The sequence below is a fragment of the Pseudomonas sp. NY15437 genome, from assembly GCF_048068435.1.
Classification (GTDB): domain Bacteria; phylum Pseudomonadota; class Gammaproteobacteria; order Pseudomonadales; family Pseudomonadaceae; genus Pseudomonas; species Pseudomonas nitroreducens_B.
The window spans coordinates 731,962-747,302 of sequence record NZ_JBLUQC010000001.1 but is presented as its reverse complement, the minus strand read 5'-3'; the positions used below and the strand labels follow the sequence as shown (position 1 = coordinate 747,302).

Sequence of the window (15,341 nt, the reverse complement as noted above, 5' to 3'; positions counted from 1 at the left end):
AGCGGATAGGGGCGTTGGGCGGGAGCGGGCCGGTGGGCGAACGGGCCCCCTGCGGGGGCATTCGCGGACAAGGTCCGCTCCTACGGGAGCAGTTCGGCGCGGCGGATCAGCGCGGCTTGAGGTTCATCTTCTTGCGCCCTTCGGCCGGGGTCAGGGCGCGGCCGCCCAGGCGCTGGATGATCTCGATGGCGCGCTCGACCAGCTGGCCGTTGCTGGCGTGCACGCCGCGGTCCAGCCAGATGTTGTCTTCCAGGCCGACCCGCACGTTGCCGCCCAGCAGCATGGCCTGGGCAACCATGGGCATCTGCGCGCGGCCGATGCCGAAGCCGGCCCAGGTCAGGCCGTCGGGGATGTTGTCGGCCATGGCCTTCATGGTGGTGGTGTCGGCCGGGGCGCCCCACGGGATGCCCAGGCAGATCTGGATCAGCGGGTCTTCCAGCAGGCCTTCCTTGAGCATCTGCTTGGCGAACCAGAGGTGGCCGGTGTCGAAGATTTCCAGCTCGGCCTTCACCCCCAGCTCGGTGATGCGCTTGGCGCCGGCGCGCAGTTGGGCCGGGGTGGAGACGTAGATGAAGTCGCCGTCGCCGAAGTTCAGGGTGCCGCAATCCAGGGTGCAGATTTCCGGCAGCAGTTCCTCGACGTGCTTGAGGCGCTCCAGCGGGCCGACCAGGTCGGTGCCGGCGCCGAACTCCAGCGGCTGCTCGCCCTGGCCGATCTGCAGGTCGCCACCCATGCCGGCGGTGAGGTTGATGATGACGTCGGTGTCGCTCTCGCGGATGCGCTCGACCACTTCGCGGTAGAGGTTCACGTCGCGGCTGGGCTTGCCGGTCAGCGGGTCGCGGACGTGGCAGTGGGCGACAGTGGCGCCGGCCTTGGCGGCCTCGATGGCGGCGGCGGCGATTTCCTTCGGGGTGACGGGAATCGCCGGGTGCTTGCCGACGGTGTCGCCGGCGCCGGTCACCGCGCAGGTGACGATCACTTCATAGTTCACGGTGGCAGTCCTTCTTCGGGTCGAACGCCTCCACTGCGCGCGGGCAACGCGCAGGGAGTGGCGGGTAGTGGGTTACTTCAGCGACGCCTGGACGGCGGCGAGGCCGTCCTTGCCATCGAAGGTGGTCACGCCCTCGAGCCAGGCCTTGAGCGGCTCGGGGTTCTGTTTCAGCCAGGCCTTGGCGGCATCCACCGGCTGGCTGCGGTCGAGGATCGGCACCATCACCTGGCTCACCTGCTCGCTGGTGAACTTGAGGTTGTGCAGCAGCTTGGCGACGTTGCCGCACTGCGCCTGGTAGCCCCCGGCGGTCATGATCGAGACGGTGGCGGAGCCTTCGTTGGGGCCGAACACGTCGTCGCTGCCGGTGAGGTATTTCATGTCGATCTGCAGGTTCATCGGGTGCGGCTTCCAGCCGAAGAACACCACCCACTGCTTGCGCTTGATGGCGCGCTTGACCGCGGTGAGCATGCCGGCCTCGCTGGACTCGACGATCTGGAAGCCCTTCAGGCCGAACTTGTCCTTGGCGATCATGTCCGCGGTGATGCGGTTGGAACCGCTGCCGGGCTCGATCAGGTAGATCTTGTTGTCCAGCTTGTCCTTGAACTTGGCGATGTCGGCGAAGGTCTTCAGGCCGCCGTCGTAGACGTAGGTGGGCACCGCGTAGGTGGATTGCGCATCGGGCAGGGTCGGCGGGGTGATGACGTCGATCTGCTGCTTGTCGAGGTAGGGCTTGGCCACCGGCTGCATGGTCGGTTGCCAGTAGCCGAGGAAGACGTCGAGCTGCTTGTCGGCCATGCCGGCGAGGATGATCTGTTGCGAGGCGCTGGTCTGCTTGACCTGGTAGCCCAGGCCGCCGAGCACGGCTTCGGCCACGGCGCTGCTGGCCACCACGTCGGTCCAGTTCACGGTGCCCATGCGCACGTTCTGGCACTGGGCGGGCTCGGCGGCCCAACTGGTGGTAGCGGCGAGCATGAGCGCGGCGCAGCCGAGCGCTTGGATCGTTAGCTTCATGACTTCTCCCTCAAGGCCTTTGCGGCGTTGGTTATCGTTGTTGTGTCATGCGGCCCTTCGCGGGGAGCCGTGGTGATCAAATTACGCAGCTGCGGGGGTGGTGAATCGCACTGCGGCGACCAGCTCTTGCACAGCAGCGACCTCCCCGATTGCCAGGGCGACGTCCCTGGTTCATAAGTGTGGGCAGGCTGCCATCAAGCCGCCCTCGAACGCACGGTACCCGCCATGTCCCAAGACTTCTGGTTCCTGCTGTTGCCCGGATTTTCCGTGATGGGGTTCGTTTCCGCCGTGGAACCGCTGCGGGTGGCCAACCGCTTTCGCGGCGAGCTGTACCGCTGGCACCTGATGAGCCTGGACGGCGGCCCGGTGCTGGCCAGCAATGGCATGTCGATGAACGCCGACGGCGGCCTGGAAGCGCTGCGCGAGGGCGACACGCTGCTGGTGGTGGCCGGCTTCGAGCCGCTGCGCGTCTGCACGCCGGCGCTGCTGCACTGGCTCAGGCGCCTGGACCGCGAGGGCGTGACCCTGGGCGGCATCGACACCGGCAGCTTCGTGCTGGCCGAGGCCGGGCTGCTGCAGCGCCAGCGCTGCACGGTGCACTGGGAGGCGCTGGACGCCTTCCGGGAGACTTATCCACAGGTGCAGGCAACCCAGGAGCTGTTCGAGATCGACGGCCCGCGCATCACCTCCGCCGGCGGCACGGCCTCCATCGACCTGATGCTCGACCTGATCGCCCAGGCCCACGGGCCGGAGCTGGCGGTGCAGGTGTCGGAGCAGTTCGTGGTTGGGCGCATCCGCACCCGCCAGGACCACCAGCGTCTGCAGATCGCCAGCCGCTACGGGGTGAGCAACCGCAAGTTGGTGCAGGTGATCGGCGAGATGGAGCGCCACACCGAGCCGCCGCTGACCACGCTGGAGCTGGCCGAGCGCATCCAGGTGACCCGGCGCCAGCTGGAGCGCCTGTTCCGCCTGCACCTGAACGATACGCCGTCGAACTTCTACCTCGGCCTGCGCCTGGACAAGGCGCGCCAGCTGCTGCGCCAGACCGACATGAGCGTGCTGGAGATCGGCGTGGCCTGCGGCTTCGAGACGCCCTCCTACCTGTCGCGCAGCTACCGGGCGAAATTCGGGGTGTGCCCGAGCCAGGACCGGGTGGGGTTGCGCAAGGTGGCGGGCAGCCATGGCGCTGCGGCCAGAAGCCCCTCTCCCCAGCCCTCTAACTAGGCGTCCCCCCCTGAAGGGAGAGGGGGCCGTCCGGTGCCGCCGGCCAGCTCGGGGTTTCGCTGGATGCCGATCAGCCCTGTAGGGCGCATAACGCCTACGGCGTTATCCGCCGCCCTGGCGGGTAACCCGTTCCGGGTGATGCGCCCTACGTGTCTGAATGGCCGCTGCTACCCGGAAAATCCTGCGTGGACGTCAGCCCTCTCCCCCGCCCTGGCTGCGCGCCCCGCTCCGAAGGGACAGGGAGCCTTCCAGTGCCGCCGGCGAGCTCGGAGTTCCGCTTGATGCCGGTCAGCCCCTCTCCCTTCAGGGAGAGGGTTAGGGAGAGGGAGATCGGCGGTACCAAGTTTCAAATAAAGACAGTTGCTCCTACGAAAAGCAAAAGCGATTGGCGATATCTGTGGGATTGCCGTCATTTACCCTACCGGCTGCCGGATGGAGTATGGACGCCAGGCACCCCACCCCTCACCGCCTTTGGAGACCACCATGAGCGAAGCCCGTCCCCCCCTGCCGCCGTTCACCCGCGAAACCGCGATCCAGAAAGTCCGCCTCGCCGAGGATGGCTGGAACAGCCGCGATCCGCACCGCGTGTCGCTGGCCTACACGCCGGACAGCCGCTGGCGCAACCGCGCGACCTTCGTCCAGGGTCGCGAGCGGATCGTCCAGTTCCTCACCGGCAAGTGGGTGCGCGAACAGCAGTACCGGCTGATCAAGGAACTCTGGGCCTTTACCGACAATCGCATCGCCGTGCGCTTCGCCTACGAGTGGCACGACGACTCGGGCAACTGGTTCCGCTCCTACGGCAACGAGAACTGGGCCTTCGATGAGAACGGCCTTATGTTCGAGCGCCACGCCTGCATCAACGACCTCCCAATCAGCGAGGACGAGCGCCTGTTCCACTGGCCGCAAGGCCGCCGACCGGACGATCACCCGTCGCTGAGCGAGCTGGGGCTGTAGAGGTTTATCCACAGATGAGCTGTCGTAGGAGCGGACTTCGTCCGCGATAGATTACCGGCAGCTCGGAACTGGCCTGTTGCACATCGCGGACAAAGTCCGCTCCTACGCGACGGGCAACCGCGGCGCCCACCCCGTAGGGCGCCAGCGTTATCCGCCGCATTGAGCCGGCTCGCACGGCGCTCCCGTAGGAGCGGACCTTGTCCGCGAAAGGCGCCCGCAGGGCGCCCTCGGGGTCAGGCCGGCACCGCCTGGGCGGGCGCGGCAGTCGCCGTGTGGCGCTCTTCGAGGATCATCGCCGCCGCGCGCTCGCCGAGCATGATGCAGGGCGCGTTGGTGTTGCCGCTGATCAGCGTCGGCATGATCGACGCATCCACCACCCGAAGGCCCTTCAGGCCGTGCACGCGCAGGCGCAAATCGACCACTGCCTGCGGGTCTTCGCCCATCTTGCAGGTGCCCACGGGGTGGAACACCGTGGCGGCATAGTCGCGCAGGTGCTCCAGCAGTTGCTCGTCGGTCTGCACCTGCGGGCCGGGGAGCATTTCGGCCCCCCTGATGCGGTCGAACTCCGGCTGGGCGAGGATCTTGCGGGCCAGCTTCACGCCCTCCACCAGCACGCGGCCGTCTTCCTCGTTGGCGAGGAAGTTGTAGTCGATCTCGATGTCGCCACCGGGCTTCACCCGCAGCTCGCCGATGCTTTTGGGCCGCAGCACGCAGGTGTGCACGGCGTAGCCATGGCCCCATTCGAACAGGCGGCCCCGGTGGCTGCGGTAGCCGGGCACGAAGTGGAACTGCACGTCGGCCAGCCCGTCCGCCAGGGGCGTGCGGGCAAAGCCGCCGGCCTCGACGTAGTTGGTGGTCAGCCAGCCCTTCTTCGCCAGCAGGTACTTGAACGGCGAGAGCAGGATCTGCGGTAGCGAGCCGAGGGAGAAGCCCAGGCTCAGCGGGCTCGGCGAGCGCACGGTGACCAGGCCGTCGAGGTGGTCCTGGAGGTTCTTGCCCACGCCGGGCAGGTCGTGTCGCACCGGGATGCCGGCGGCCTCCAGCTCGGCCGCCGGGCCGATGCCGGAGGCCAGCAGGATCTGCGGCGAGCCGAGGGCGCCTGCGCTGAGGATCACCTCGCGGCGCGCCAGCAGGCGTTCGCCATTGCGCAGCTCGATGCCCGTCACGCGATCGCCGTCGAGCAACAGGCGGCCCACCTGGCGATCGGTCAGCACACTGAGGTTGGGACGCTGCAGCGGGGCGACGAAGGCGCGGTAGCTGCTCAGGCGCCTGGCGTCCTTCTGGGTCACGTTGTAGATGCCGACGCCCTCGAACTCGCGGCCATTGAAGTCATCGTTGCGGCGCAGGCCCAGGTGCGCGGCGGCCTGGATGAACAGCTGCGACAGCGGGTTGGGGTCGCGCGGCTTGTCCACCACCAGTTCGCCCAGGGTGCCGTGCAGCGCCGGGTCCTGGCCGAGCAGGTTGCGTTCGGATTTCTTGAAGTACGGCAGCACGTCCTTCCAGCCCCAGCCGGTGCAGCCCTCGGCTTCCCAGCGGTCGTAGTCGGACGCATGGCCGCGGATGTAGATCATGCTGTTCATCGAGCTGGAGCCGCCCAGGGCCTTGCCCCGCGGGCAATGCAGCGAGCGGTTGTTCAGGCGCTTCTGCGGTGCGGAGTAGAAGTTCCAGCTGAACACCTTGCTCTTGTACAGCGTGATGGTGCCGGCCGGGGTCTGCACGCGGGGGCTGGCGTCGCTGCCGCCGGCCTCCAGCAGGCAGACGCGCACGGAGGGGTCAGCGCTCAGCCGGTTGGCCAGCACGCAGCCGGCGGAACCGGCACCGACGATGAGGTAGTCGTAGGTGGAGTCGTTGGAGGGGGACATGGGGGCTCCCTTTGGAGTGTGGCGTGAATGGGTTGAGGGGCAAGCTCACACACCGCCACAACACCCAACCTGTAGGAGCGAGCTTGCTCGCGAACAAACTCACCCGCAGGTCGGGCGTTGGGCGGTTCGCGAGCAAGCTCGCTCCTACGAAAAGCACCGCGCTCGCCGGCTAACTACAGCAATAACCGGGCTCCGTAGGGGGGCTCAATGAGCCTCTTCCAGATCGTCGTGCAGCAGCCCGAGGATCTCGCGCTTCATCTCGATGAACGGGCGGTCCATGACCATGTCCAGCGAGCGCGGGCGCTCGATGGGCACGTCGAGGATGCGCTTGATGCGCCCCGGGCGTGCGCCCATGACGTAGACGCGGTCGCCCAGCAGGATGGCCTCGTCGATGTCGTGGGTGACGAAAACCACGGTCTTCTTGCTGTGGTCCCACACGCGCAGCAGCAGTTGCTGCATCTGCATGCGGGTCTGGCTGTCGAGCGCGCCGAAGGGCTCGTCCATCAGCAGGATCTGCGGGTCGTTGGCCAGTGCGCGGGCAATCGCCACGCGCTGCATCATTCCGCCGGAGAGCTGCTTGGGATAGTTGTTCTCGAAGCGACGCAGGCCGACTTCGTCGAGGTAGTGATCGACGATCTCGCGGCGCTCGGCCGCCGGCATGCCGCGGCGTTTCAAGCCGAACTCGACGTTCTGGCGCACGGTGAGCCAGGGGAACAGGGTGTAGCTCTGGAACACCATGCCGCGGTCGGCGCCGGGGCCGTCCACCAGCTGGCCGCCGACGTAGATGTCGCCCTCGGTGGGTTCGGACAGCCCGGCAGTGAGGTACAGCAGGCTCGACTTGCCGCAGCCCGAGGGCCCGACGATCACCGCGAACTGCTGGTCCGGCACCTCGAAGGAGACATTCTCCAGCGCGCTGAAGGTGCCGCCGTCCGGCGTGCGGTAGCGCAGGCTGACATTCTCCACCCGCAGGCGGGCCGGGTTGGCAGGTTGCTGGCCGGTCACGGCGGGTTCTTCCTGCTTGATCGCTACTGCGCCCATGACGCCACCTTCAGTCGGATGAATCGGAAGAGTTGGTCGGTGATCAAGCCCAGCAGACCGATGATGGCGATCGCCAGGAAGATCACGTCGACCTGGAAGCCGCGCATGGCCTTGAGGCTGATGTAGCCCAGGCCGCTGGAGGCGGCGACCAGTTCGGCGACCACCAGGTACGTCCAGGCCCAGCCCATGGTCACGCGCAGGGTGTCGAGCACGCCGGGCAGCGAGGCCGGGCCGAGCACGTGGAGAACCACGTCGCGGCGGTTGCAGCCCAGGGTGTAGGAGGCGTTCACCAGGTCCTTGGCGACGCCGCGGGAGACGTCGGCGATCATCACCAGCTGCTGGAAGAACACGCCGAAGATGATCACGGTGACGCGCTGTTCCAGGCCGATGCCGATCCACAGGATGAACAGCGGCACGAAGGAGGTCACCGGCAGGTAGCGGATGAAGTTCACCAGCGGCTCGAGGAAGGCCTGGACGATGCGGAAGCTGCCCATCAGCAGGCCCAGCGGCACCGCCACCAGCGAGGAGACGAGGAAGCCGATCATCACCACCTTGACGCTGGCCATCACGTGGGTGGCGAGGGTGCCGTCGCTGGCCAGGCGCAGGCCGGCGGCCAGCACCGCGTCGGGGGTGGGCAGGAACATCGCCGGCACCACGCCGCCATAGGAAAGCCCGGCCCACAGGCCGAACACGAGGAGCCAGCACAAGGTGCCGGCGGACCAGACCAGCTTCAATGGCAGGTCGACCTTGGGCGTCAGGCAACGGCTGAGCCAGGATTGCGAACGACGAGGCATCGCGAATTCCTCCAGGCGAGCGGCGCCGGGCCGCCCGCGGGGACAAGAGAGATGGTTACTGGGAGACGAAGCGCGGGTCGACCAGGTCGTCGTAGCTGACCTCCAGGCGCTTGCCCTGCAGGCCGCTCCAGGTCTCGTTGGCGAGGCGGATCAGGCCCTTGATGTCGCCGGGCTTGCCTGGCGTGCCCACCAGTTGCTCGCTCATCGCCTTGTCGTAGAAGCGCACGCCCTTGGCGGCGTCGGCCAGGGCCTTGGGATCGGCGAGGTAGCCACCGACGCCCTTGGCCATGATCGCGTAGGCCTCGTCCGGGTGTTCCTGGGTGTACTGCACGGCCTTGTACAGGCCGTTGACCAGGGCCTTCACGTCCTCGGGCTGCTTCTCGATCACGTCGCAGTTGAGGGCGACCACGTCGACGATCACGCCGGGGGTGGTGGAGCTGTCCACCAGCACCTTGCCCTGCTGCTTCTCGCGCACCAGCGAGAGGTGCGGCTCCCAGGTCACGGCGGCGGGCACGCGGCCGGCGATGAAGGCGCTGGCGGCGTCATCGGCGGTCATGTTCTGCACCTTGATGTCGGCCATGCTCATGCCGGCGTGCTTGAGCAGGTAGGACAGCCAGAACTGCGAGACGGAGCCCTCGTTCACCGCCACTTCCTGGCCCTTGAGCTGGGCCAGGGAGGTGACGTCCTTGCCCACCAGCACGCCGTCTCCGCCATGGCTGTCGTCCAGCGCGGCCACGGCCTTGAAGCAGAACTTGGGCCGGTACTTGAGGATTTCGTCGATGGTGGAGGCGGAGCCGGAGAGCTGGCCGGACGCCTGGGCCGCCATGTACATCGAGGCTTCCTCGATGGTGGTCAGCTGCAGGTCCAGGCCCTGCTCCTTGAAGTAGCCCAGGTCACGGGCGAGGTACAGGGTGCCGTAGCCGACCCAGGTGGTGTGGCCGATGGACAGGGTGCCGGCCTGGGCGCCAGAGACGGCGGCGAGAGCCAGGGCGGGACACGCGATGGAACGCACGAGCAAGGACTTGATCATGAAGCACTCCCACAGCCGTTTGGCTTTTTTGTTGATGTACTGCGGCAGTGGCCAGGAGGCCGGTAAAACCGGGACAGGGGCGGCATCGGGCTCTATGGCCCAGCGTCTGAAGGCTTTGTCTCGCACCATGTCTGACGGACCGATGGTGGCCGAAGCGGGAGGCTCGGAAAATTATTAAATATGTCGTTGCGCCATAAGAAAAAGCTGCCTTGCGGGCGAAATTGCACCAGTCTGGCGCAGGGAATAGCGCGCGCCCGCGCGGGTTGGTCCGCGCTGCACTATCGTTGATCGCAGCTCTTCTCAAGGAAGTTTTCCAGCATGGTCCTACGCCCGATTCTTACCGCCCTGGCGCTTGCCGTCGGGCTGTCGCTGCACCCCGCTCCCGCTTTTGCCGCTGATCCGCAGGGCCCCGCCCCCACCGAACTGAAGTGGCCGCGGGACTTCGCCCTGGGCGAGCAACACGTGCAGATCTTCCAGCCGCAGATCGAGGGCTGGGACGGCACGCGCATGAGCGGCCGCGCGGCCATCGCCGTGGGCCCGGCGAACGGCGCGCCCACCTACGGCGTGGCGCAGTTCTCCGCCGCCGCCGCCATCGACAAGGCCACCGGGCTGGTGCAGCTCACCGACCTGCGCATCGACAAGGTGGACGTGCCGACCGCTCCGGACAGTGCCAGTACGGTACGCGATGCCCTGGTGGCACGGCTGCCCAAGGACGGCCTGACCGTCTCCCTCGATGAACTGCAGGCCAGCTACGCGGTGAACCAGCAACTGGACCAGCTGCGCCACGTGGAGGTGAAGAACGACCCACCGCAGATCGTCTTCGCCGCGACGCCGACCGTGCTGGTGATGATCGACGGCCAGCCGAACTGGCAGGCGCTGCCCAGCAGCGACTTCCAGCGCGTGCTCAACAGCCGCGTACTGATCCTGCGTGACGCCCAGGGCAACCACTACCTCAACGCCGCCGGCAACTGGTACACGGCGCAAGCCCTGGATGGCAGCTGGCTGGTGCTGAGCAAGCCGCCCAAGGCGCTGCTGCACGCCGAGCAGGTGGCGGAAAAGGCCGGCCCGGTGGACGCCCTGCTGCCCAAGAGCGGCAAGGCGCCGGGCAAGGCTCCGGCCATCCTGGTGGCGACCCGGCCCACCGAGCTGATCGTCAGCGACGGCACCGCGCAGATGCAGCCGGTGGACGGCGTCGCCCTGCTGACGATGCAGAACGCCGACCATGCGGTGTTCGTCGACCCGACCCACAACACCTGGTACGTGCTGGTGTCCGGCCGCTGGTTCAGCGGCCCCGGCGAGCAGGGCCCGTGGCAGTACGTCGACGGCAAGGACCTGCCCGCCGATTTTGCGAAGATCTCGCCCAAGGACCCGAAAGCCAACGTACTGGTGTCGGTGCCCGGCACGCCGCAGGCCAAGGAAGCGGCCATCGCCGCGAGCATCCCGCAGACGGCGGCGGTCTCGCGCAGCAAGGCGACCATGAGCGTCAGCTACGACGGCGCGCCGAGCTTCCAGCCCATCAGCGGCACCAGCCTGCAGTACGCGGTGAACACCCCGACGCCGGTGATCGAGGTGGCGGCCAACCAGTTCTACGCCGTCACCAACGGCGTCTGGTTCGTTGCGCCCAGCCCCACCGGGCCGTGGCAGGTGGCGACCGAAGTGCCGGCGGCGATCTACGGCATTCCGCCCAGCTCGCCGGTGTACTACGTGACCTACGTGCACATCTACTCGGTCACCCCGCAGACCGTGGTGGTGGGCTACACGCCCGGCTATCTCGGCGTGGTGGTCAACAGCAGCGGCACGGTGGTCTACGGCACCGGCTATACCTACCCCGCCTACGTCAGCCAGACCGTCTACTACGGTTATCCGCCCACCTACGGCTACGGCGCGGGCTTCGCCGTGGGCGCGCTGACCGGCTTCGCCTTCGGCTACGCGGCGGGGGCCTGGTGGGGCTCGCCGGAACCCTACTGGGGGCCGTACTGGGGCCCCTATCCGCACGGCGGCTGGAGCTACGCCAACATCAACCAGGCGAACTTCTACGGCCGCTGGGGCCAGGGCACGGTCAGCCACGCCTATGGCTACAACGGCTGGACCGGCACCCAATGGCAGGGCAGCTCGGCGGTAGGCTACAACCCCCGCACCGGCACGCACTTCCAGGGCGCGCAGGGCGCGGCGTTCAACCCCTACAGCGAGAACGCCGCCGCCGGCCGGCGCGGCTCGTTCGCCAATGCCTCCACCGGCATTTCCGGGGCCGGCCGCAGCGGCGTGGCGGCCCACACCGACAGCGGTGACTTCGTCGCCGGCCGCCAGGTCGCCACCCACAACGCCCAGACCGGCCGCACCACCGTGGCCGAACGCGGCGTGTCCGGCGACGTGGACGACGGCCGCGGCAGCTACGACCACGACAGCCGCGGTGTCTCCTACAACCGCCGCACCGGCAACGCCGTGGCCTGGAAGAACGGCGACGTCTACGCCGGGCATGACGGCAACGTCTACCAGCACACCGACAGCGGCTGGCAACAGCACACCGACAACGGCTGGCAACCGGTGCAGCCCAACCAGAGCAACGTCCGTAACCAGCTGGAGCAGCAGTACCAGTCCCGCCAGCTCGGCCAGCAGCGCTTCCACCAGACCCAGCGGCAATGGGGCGGCGGCGGCTTCGGTGGCGGGCATTTCGGCGGTGGTCATTTTGGCGGCGGCTTGCGGCGCTGACCCTGTGGGCAAGGTTTTCCACAACTCCTGCGGCTGTGGAAAACCTCCGCTGGTCGGTTGAGAAACTTATCCACACGCCTTGCCCTTCCCCGCGCGCCCTCGGCAAGATGCCCCGATCAACCACTATCGCGGGGTCGCCGTGACCGCTCTGTTCCAGGCCCTCTGGCCGTTGTTCGCGCTGATCGTCGGCGGCTTCGTGCTGCGCCGCAAAGGTTTCCCCGGCGAGGCCTTCTGGCCGGCGGCGGAGCGGCTCAACTACTTCATCCTGTTCCCCGCGCTGCTCGCCAGCAGCCTGGCCAGCGCCCCGCTGAACGATCCCGGCCTGGCCCGGCAGGCGCTGGCGGTGGTGCTGGGCCTGGGCATCGCCTGGGTCGCCCTGCTGCTGGTCAAGCGCCTGCGCGGCTGGAATGCCGCGCGCTTCGGTGCGATCGCCCAGGGCGTGCTGCGTTTCAATACGTACCTGGGGCTCGCCGCCGTTGGCAGCCTGTACGGCAAGCCGGGGCTGACCCTGGCGGCGCTGATGCTGGCGCTGATGGTGCCGACGGTGAACGTGATGTCGGTGTGGGCGCTGACCGCCGAACGGGGCATCAGCCTGCACTCGCTGCTGCTTCCCATCGTGAAGAACCCGCTGATCCTCGCCTGCGTGGCGGGCGCGCTGCTCAACGTCACGGGCATCGGCCTGCCCGGCGGCAGCGACCGGCTGTTCAACCTGCTCGCCGTGGCCAGCCTGCCGCTGGGCCTGCTGTGCGTGGGCGCAGCGCTGCAGCCGCAGGAGCTGCGCGCGGAAGCCTCGGCGCTGGGCTGGAACTGCGCGATCCGCCTGCTGGCCATGCCATTACTGGCCTTCGCCATCGCCCGTCTGCTGGCCCTGCCGACGCTGGAGAGCGCGTTGCTGGTGATGTTCTTCGCCCTGCCCACCGCCCCGACCGCCTACGTGCTGACCCGCCAGCTGGGCGGCGAAAGCGGCCTGATGGCGGGGATCATCACCCTGCAGACGCTGCTGGCCGGCGCCAGCCTGCTGCTGGTGATGGGGCTGATTCAGGCCTCCGCCTGAAGAAAGACGGCGCGTAGGAGCAACGGCCTTCTTCCGGGAGTCCGTGCCGATGCATCCCCCTCACCCTCAGGGAGAGGTAGCGGCCCGAGCCGCCTGACGCCGAGGTTTCATCCTGCGCGAACGGTCCCCTCTCCCCCCGGGAGAGGGTTAGGGTGAGGGCCAGCCCGAGCGCAGAGATATCTCGCAGGAGCGGACTTTGTCCGCCACAGGTCCGCAACGCGCCGGAAGCCATCGCGGACGGAGTCCGCTCCTACACAAGCTGCCGGAATCGCACGGACCTGTAGGAGCGGGCCGCGCCCGCGAACGCCGGTCATGCCGCTGGCCTGCATCCGGATCGCGGGCATGGCCCGCTCCTACAAAAACCGTCGGATCAGCGGGAATTCCTGCGAAAGCCTGTTGAAAGCTTGACCCCCTAGCATCGCCGCCTCGGTCCTCCCGGCCGGACCTGCCTTCGCGCAGCGTACAAAAACAACAATCGGTGATCGCCTATGCCCCGCTTCCTGTCCCTGTCCGCCCCGACTCCGTCCGCACCGCGCGTACTTATCCACAGCCGCTGCTGAACCCGCGCCGACCCGGAGTTATCCCCATGCTGACTTTCCTCGCCTTCGCCATGGTGGCGACCTTCATGTTCCTGATCATGACCAAGCGGCTCTCGGCGCTGATCGCGCTGATCCTGGTCCCGATCGCCTTCGCCCTGCTCGGCGGCTTCGCCAAGGGCCTGGGGCCGATGATGCTGGACGGCATCCGCACCCTGGCGCCCACCGGCGTGATGCTGATGTTCGCCATTCTCTACTTCGCCATCATGATCGACTCCGGGCTGTTCGACCCGGCGGTTCGGCGCATCCTGCGCCTGGTGAAGGGCGACCCGCTGAAGGTGTCGATGGGCACCGCCGCGCTGGCGATGATCGTCTCGCTGGATGGCGACGGCTCGACCACCTACATGATCTGCGTCGCCGCCGTGCTGCCGCTGTACAGCCGCCTGGGCATGAGCCCGCTGCTGATGGCGTGCCTGATCATGCTCTCCAGCGGCGTACTGAACATGACCCCCTGGGGCGGCCCCACCGCCCGCGCGGCCAGCGCATTGCACGTGGACCCGGCGGACATCTTCGTGCCGATGATCCCGGCCATGCTCGCCGGCATCGCGGCGATCTTCGCCCTCGCCTGGGTCTACGGCAAACGCGAGCGCGCGCGCCTGGGCGAGCTGCACCTGCCCACCGACCACGAAGCCATGGCGGAGGTCAGCGTGTCGCAATATCCCGACGCCCGCCGGCCGAAGCTGCTGTGGTTCAACGCCGTGCTCACGGTGATCCTCATGGGCACCCTGATCGGCGGCCTGCTGCCGATGCCGGTTCTCTTCATGATCGCCTTCGGTATCGCGATGATCGTGAACTATCCCTGCATCATCGAGCAGAAGAAGCGTGTCGGTGCCCATGCCGAGAACGTCCTGGCGGTGGTCTCGCTGATCTTCGCCGCCGGCGTCTTCACCGGCATTCTTTCCGGAACGGGGATGGTCGAAGCCATGTCGAAAAGCCTGTTGGCGGTGATTCCGCCAGCACTGGGGCCCTACCTGGCGTCCATCACGGCGCTGGTGAGCATGCCGTTCACCTTCTTCATGTCGAACGACGCTTTCTACTACGGCGTGCTCCCGGTACTCTCCCAGGCCGCCGCGCAGTACGGCATCACCCCGGTGGAAATGGCCCGCGCCTCCATCGTCGGCCAGCCGGTGCACCTGCTCAGCCCACTGGTGCCGTCCACCTACCTGCTGGTGGGGCTGGCCAAGGTGGACTTCGGCGACCACCAGCGCTTCACCCTCAAGTGGGCCGTGCTGGTGTGCCTGGCGATCCTCGCCGCGGCCCTGCTGCTGGGCCTGTTCCCTCTCTTTAACGACTGACTTCGAGTACCGCTCACATGGATTGGCTGACCAGCCCTGAAATCTGGATTGCGTTCTTCACCCTGACTGCCCTGGAGATCGTCCTGGGCATCGACAACATCATCATGATTTCCATCCTGGTCGGCCGCATGCCCAAGCACATGCAGCCGCGCACGCGCTTCTTCGGGCTGGCGCTGGCGATGGTCACGCGCATCCTGCTGCTGCTCTCGATCACCTGGGTGATGCGCCTGACCGCGGACCTGTTCCACGTGTTCGAGCAGGGCATTTCCGGCCGCGACCTGATCCTGTTCTTCGGCGGCCTGTTCCTCCTGTGGAAAAGCAGCACCGAGATCTACCACGGCCTGGAAGGCGAGGACGAAGCCGAGGGCGAGCCGAAGAGCGTGATGGGCGGTTTCATCGGCACCATCATCCAGATCGCCATCATCGACATCGTGTTCTCCCTGGACTCGGTGATCACTGCCGTGGGCATGGTGTCCAACGTGCCGGTGATGGTCGCGGCCATCGTCGTCGCGGTGCTGGTGATGATGCTGGCGGCCGGCGCCATCAGCGACTTCATCGACAAGCACCCGTCGCTGAAGATGCTGGCGCTGTCGTTCCTCATCGTGGTCGGCACGGTGCTGATCGCCGAGGCCTTCGAAGTCCACGTGCCCAAGGGCTACGTCTACTTCGCCATGGCCTTCTCGCTGGCGGTGGAAGCGCTGAACATCCGCATGCGCACCGCGCGCGGCAAAAAGGAAGACCCGGTGAAGCTGCGCAAGGACATCCCGGGCCAATAGGCCGCGC

Annotated in this window: 13 protein-coding genes; 7 read left to right on the top strand and 6 right to left on the bottom strand. The window is 67.4% G+C overall.

All coding sequences use genetic code 11. From position 1 onward, the window contains the following. Window positions 1-106: 106 nt before the first annotated feature. The gene (locus ACNFIA_RS03500; RefSeq protein ID WP_259758248.1) at window positions 107-991 is read right to left on the bottom strand and encodes a 3-keto-5-aminohexanoate cleavage protein; all 885 of its coding nucleotides are present in this window, start codon (window positions 989-991) and stop codon (window positions 107-109) included. A gap of 72 nt (window positions 992-1,063) precedes the next feature. Continuing rightward, on the bottom strand, window positions 1,064-2,002 hold the full coding sequence (locus ACNFIA_RS03495) for a choline ABC transporter substrate-binding protein (RefSeq protein ID WP_259758249.1): 939 nt from the start codon (window positions 2,000-2,002) through the stop codon (window positions 1,064-1,066). A gap of 225 nt (window positions 2,003-2,227) precedes the next feature. On the opposite strand from ACNFIA_RS03495, the gene ACNFIA_RS03490 reads away from it, so the two are divergent. Both ACNFIA_RS03490 and ACNFIA_RS03485 read left to right on the top strand, forming a co-directional pair. Continuing rightward, window positions 2,228-3,226, top strand: coding sequence for a GlxA family transcriptional regulator (locus ACNFIA_RS03490; protein WP_416782880.1), 999 nt, complete (start codon window positions 2,228-2,230; stop codon window positions 3,224-3,226). A gap of 483 nt (window positions 3,227-3,709) precedes the next feature. Continuing rightward, window positions 3,710-4,180, top strand: coding sequence for a DUF1348 family protein (locus ACNFIA_RS03485; protein ID WP_416782878.1), 471 nt, complete (start codon window positions 3,710-3,712; stop codon window positions 4,178-4,180). Between the two features lie 233 nt (window positions 4,181-4,413). On the opposite strand, the gene ACNFIA_RS03480 is transcribed toward ACNFIA_RS03485, so the two are convergent. From ACNFIA_RS03480 to ACNFIA_RS03465, 4 genes are all read right to left on the bottom strand, one after another. Beyond that, window positions 4,414-6,042: a GMC family oxidoreductase gene (locus ACNFIA_RS03480; RefSeq protein ID WP_416782877.1), complete on the bottom strand. Its 1,629-nt coding sequence runs from the start codon at window positions 6,040-6,042 to the stop codon at window positions 4,414-4,416. 204 nt (window positions 6,043-6,246) lie between these two features. Then, on the bottom strand, window positions 6,247-7,080 hold the full coding sequence (locus ACNFIA_RS03475) for an ABC transporter ATP-binding protein (RefSeq protein ID WP_259758257.1): 834 nt from the start codon (window positions 7,078-7,080) through the stop codon (window positions 6,247-6,249). Beyond that, on the bottom strand, window positions 7,068-7,874 hold the full coding sequence (locus ACNFIA_RS03470; protein ID WP_259758258.1) for an ABC transporter permease: 807 nt from the start codon (window positions 7,872-7,874) through the stop codon (window positions 7,068-7,070). Before ACNFIA_RS03470 ends, ACNFIA_RS03475 begins: the two co-directional genes overlap by 13 nt. A 55-nt stretch (window positions 7,875-7,929) precedes the next feature. Continuing rightward, entirely contained in the window at window positions 7,930-8,904 is a 975-nt protein-coding gene (locus ACNFIA_RS03465; RefSeq protein ID WP_416782876.1) for an ABC transporter substrate-binding protein, read from the bottom strand. On the opposite strand from ACNFIA_RS03465, the gene ACNFIA_RS03460 reads away from it, so the two are divergent. From ACNFIA_RS03460 to ACNFIA_RS03440, 5 genes are all read left to right on the top strand, one after another. Further along, a complete protein-coding gene (locus ACNFIA_RS03460) occupies window positions 8,903-9,082 on the top strand; it encodes a hypothetical protein (RefSeq protein ID WP_259758260.1) in 180 nt (59 codons plus the stop codon). The two genes, ACNFIA_RS03465 and ACNFIA_RS03460, sit on opposite strands and share 2 nt — an antisense overlap. 140 nt (window positions 9,083-9,222) lie before the next feature. Further along, a complete protein-coding gene (locus ACNFIA_RS03455) occupies window positions 9,223-11,613 on the top strand; it encodes a carbohydrate-binding family V/XII (RefSeq protein ID WP_416782875.1) in 2,391 nt (796 codons plus the stop codon). A gap of 115 nt (window positions 11,614-11,728) precedes the next feature. Further along, window positions 11,729-12,667 carry an AEC family transporter gene (locus tag ACNFIA_RS03450; RefSeq protein WP_416783015.1) on the top strand — a complete coding sequence of 313 codons (939 nt, stop codon included), beginning with the start codon at window positions 11,729-11,731 and terminating at the stop codon, window positions 12,665-12,667. Window positions 12,668-13,253: 586 nt separating this feature from the next. Then, window positions 13,254-14,558 carry a CitMHS family transporter gene (locus ACNFIA_RS03445; RefSeq protein WP_416782874.1) on the top strand — a complete coding sequence of 435 codons (1,305 nt, stop codon included), beginning with the start codon at window positions 13,254-13,256 and terminating at the stop codon, window positions 14,556-14,558. Window positions 14,559-14,575: 17 nt separating this feature from the next. Beyond that, window positions 14,576-15,334: a TerC family protein gene (locus ACNFIA_RS03440; protein WP_259758263.1), complete on the top strand. Its 759-nt coding sequence runs from the start codon at window positions 14,576-14,578 to the stop codon at window positions 15,332-15,334. Window positions 15,335-15,341 lie beyond the last annotated feature (7 nt).

Excerpts from the sequence above, each read along its gene's own strand:
- ACNFIA_RS03495 (WP_259758249.1), bottom strand. The coding sequence starts at position 2,002 with ATGAAGCTAACGATCCAAGCGCTCGGCTGCGCCGCGCTCATGCTCGCC.
- ACNFIA_RS03445 (WP_416782874.1), top strand. The coding sequence starts at position 13,254 with ATGCTGACTTTCCTCGCCTTCGCCATGGTGGCGACCTTCATGTTCCTG.
- ACNFIA_RS03475 (WP_259758257.1), bottom strand. The coding sequence starts at position 7,080 with ATGGGCGCAGTAGCGATCAAGCAGGAAGAACCCGCCGTGACCGGCCAG.
- ACNFIA_RS03465 (WP_416782876.1), bottom strand. The coding sequence starts at position 8,904 with ATGATCAAGTCCTTGCTCGTGCGTTCCATCGCGTGTCCCGCCCTGGCT.
- ACNFIA_RS03480 (WP_416782877.1), bottom strand. The coding sequence starts at position 6,042 with ATGTCCCCCTCCAACGACTCCACCTACGACTACCTCATCGTCGGTGCC.
- ACNFIA_RS03470 (WP_259758258.1), bottom strand. The coding sequence starts at position 7,874 with ATGCCTCGTCGTTCGCAATCCTGGCTCAGCCGTTGCCTGACGCCCAAG.
- ACNFIA_RS03490 (WP_416782880.1), top strand. The coding sequence starts at position 2,228 with ATGTCCCAAGACTTCTGGTTCCTGCTGTTGCCCGGATTTTCCGTGATG.
- ACNFIA_RS03485 (WP_416782878.1), top strand. The coding sequence starts at position 3,710 with ATGAGCGAAGCCCGTCCCCCCCTGCCGCCGTTCACCCGCGAAACCGCG.
- ACNFIA_RS03440 (WP_259758263.1), top strand. The coding sequence starts at position 14,576 with ATGGATTGGCTGACCAGCCCTGAAATCTGGATTGCGTTCTTCACCCTG.
- ACNFIA_RS03460 (WP_259758260.1), top strand. The coding sequence starts at position 8,903 with ATGAAGCACTCCCACAGCCGTTTGGCTTTTTTGTTGATGTACTGCGGC.
- ACNFIA_RS03455 (WP_416782875.1), top strand. The coding sequence starts at position 9,223 with ATGGTCCTACGCCCGATTCTTACCGCCCTGGCGCTTGCCGTCGGGCTG.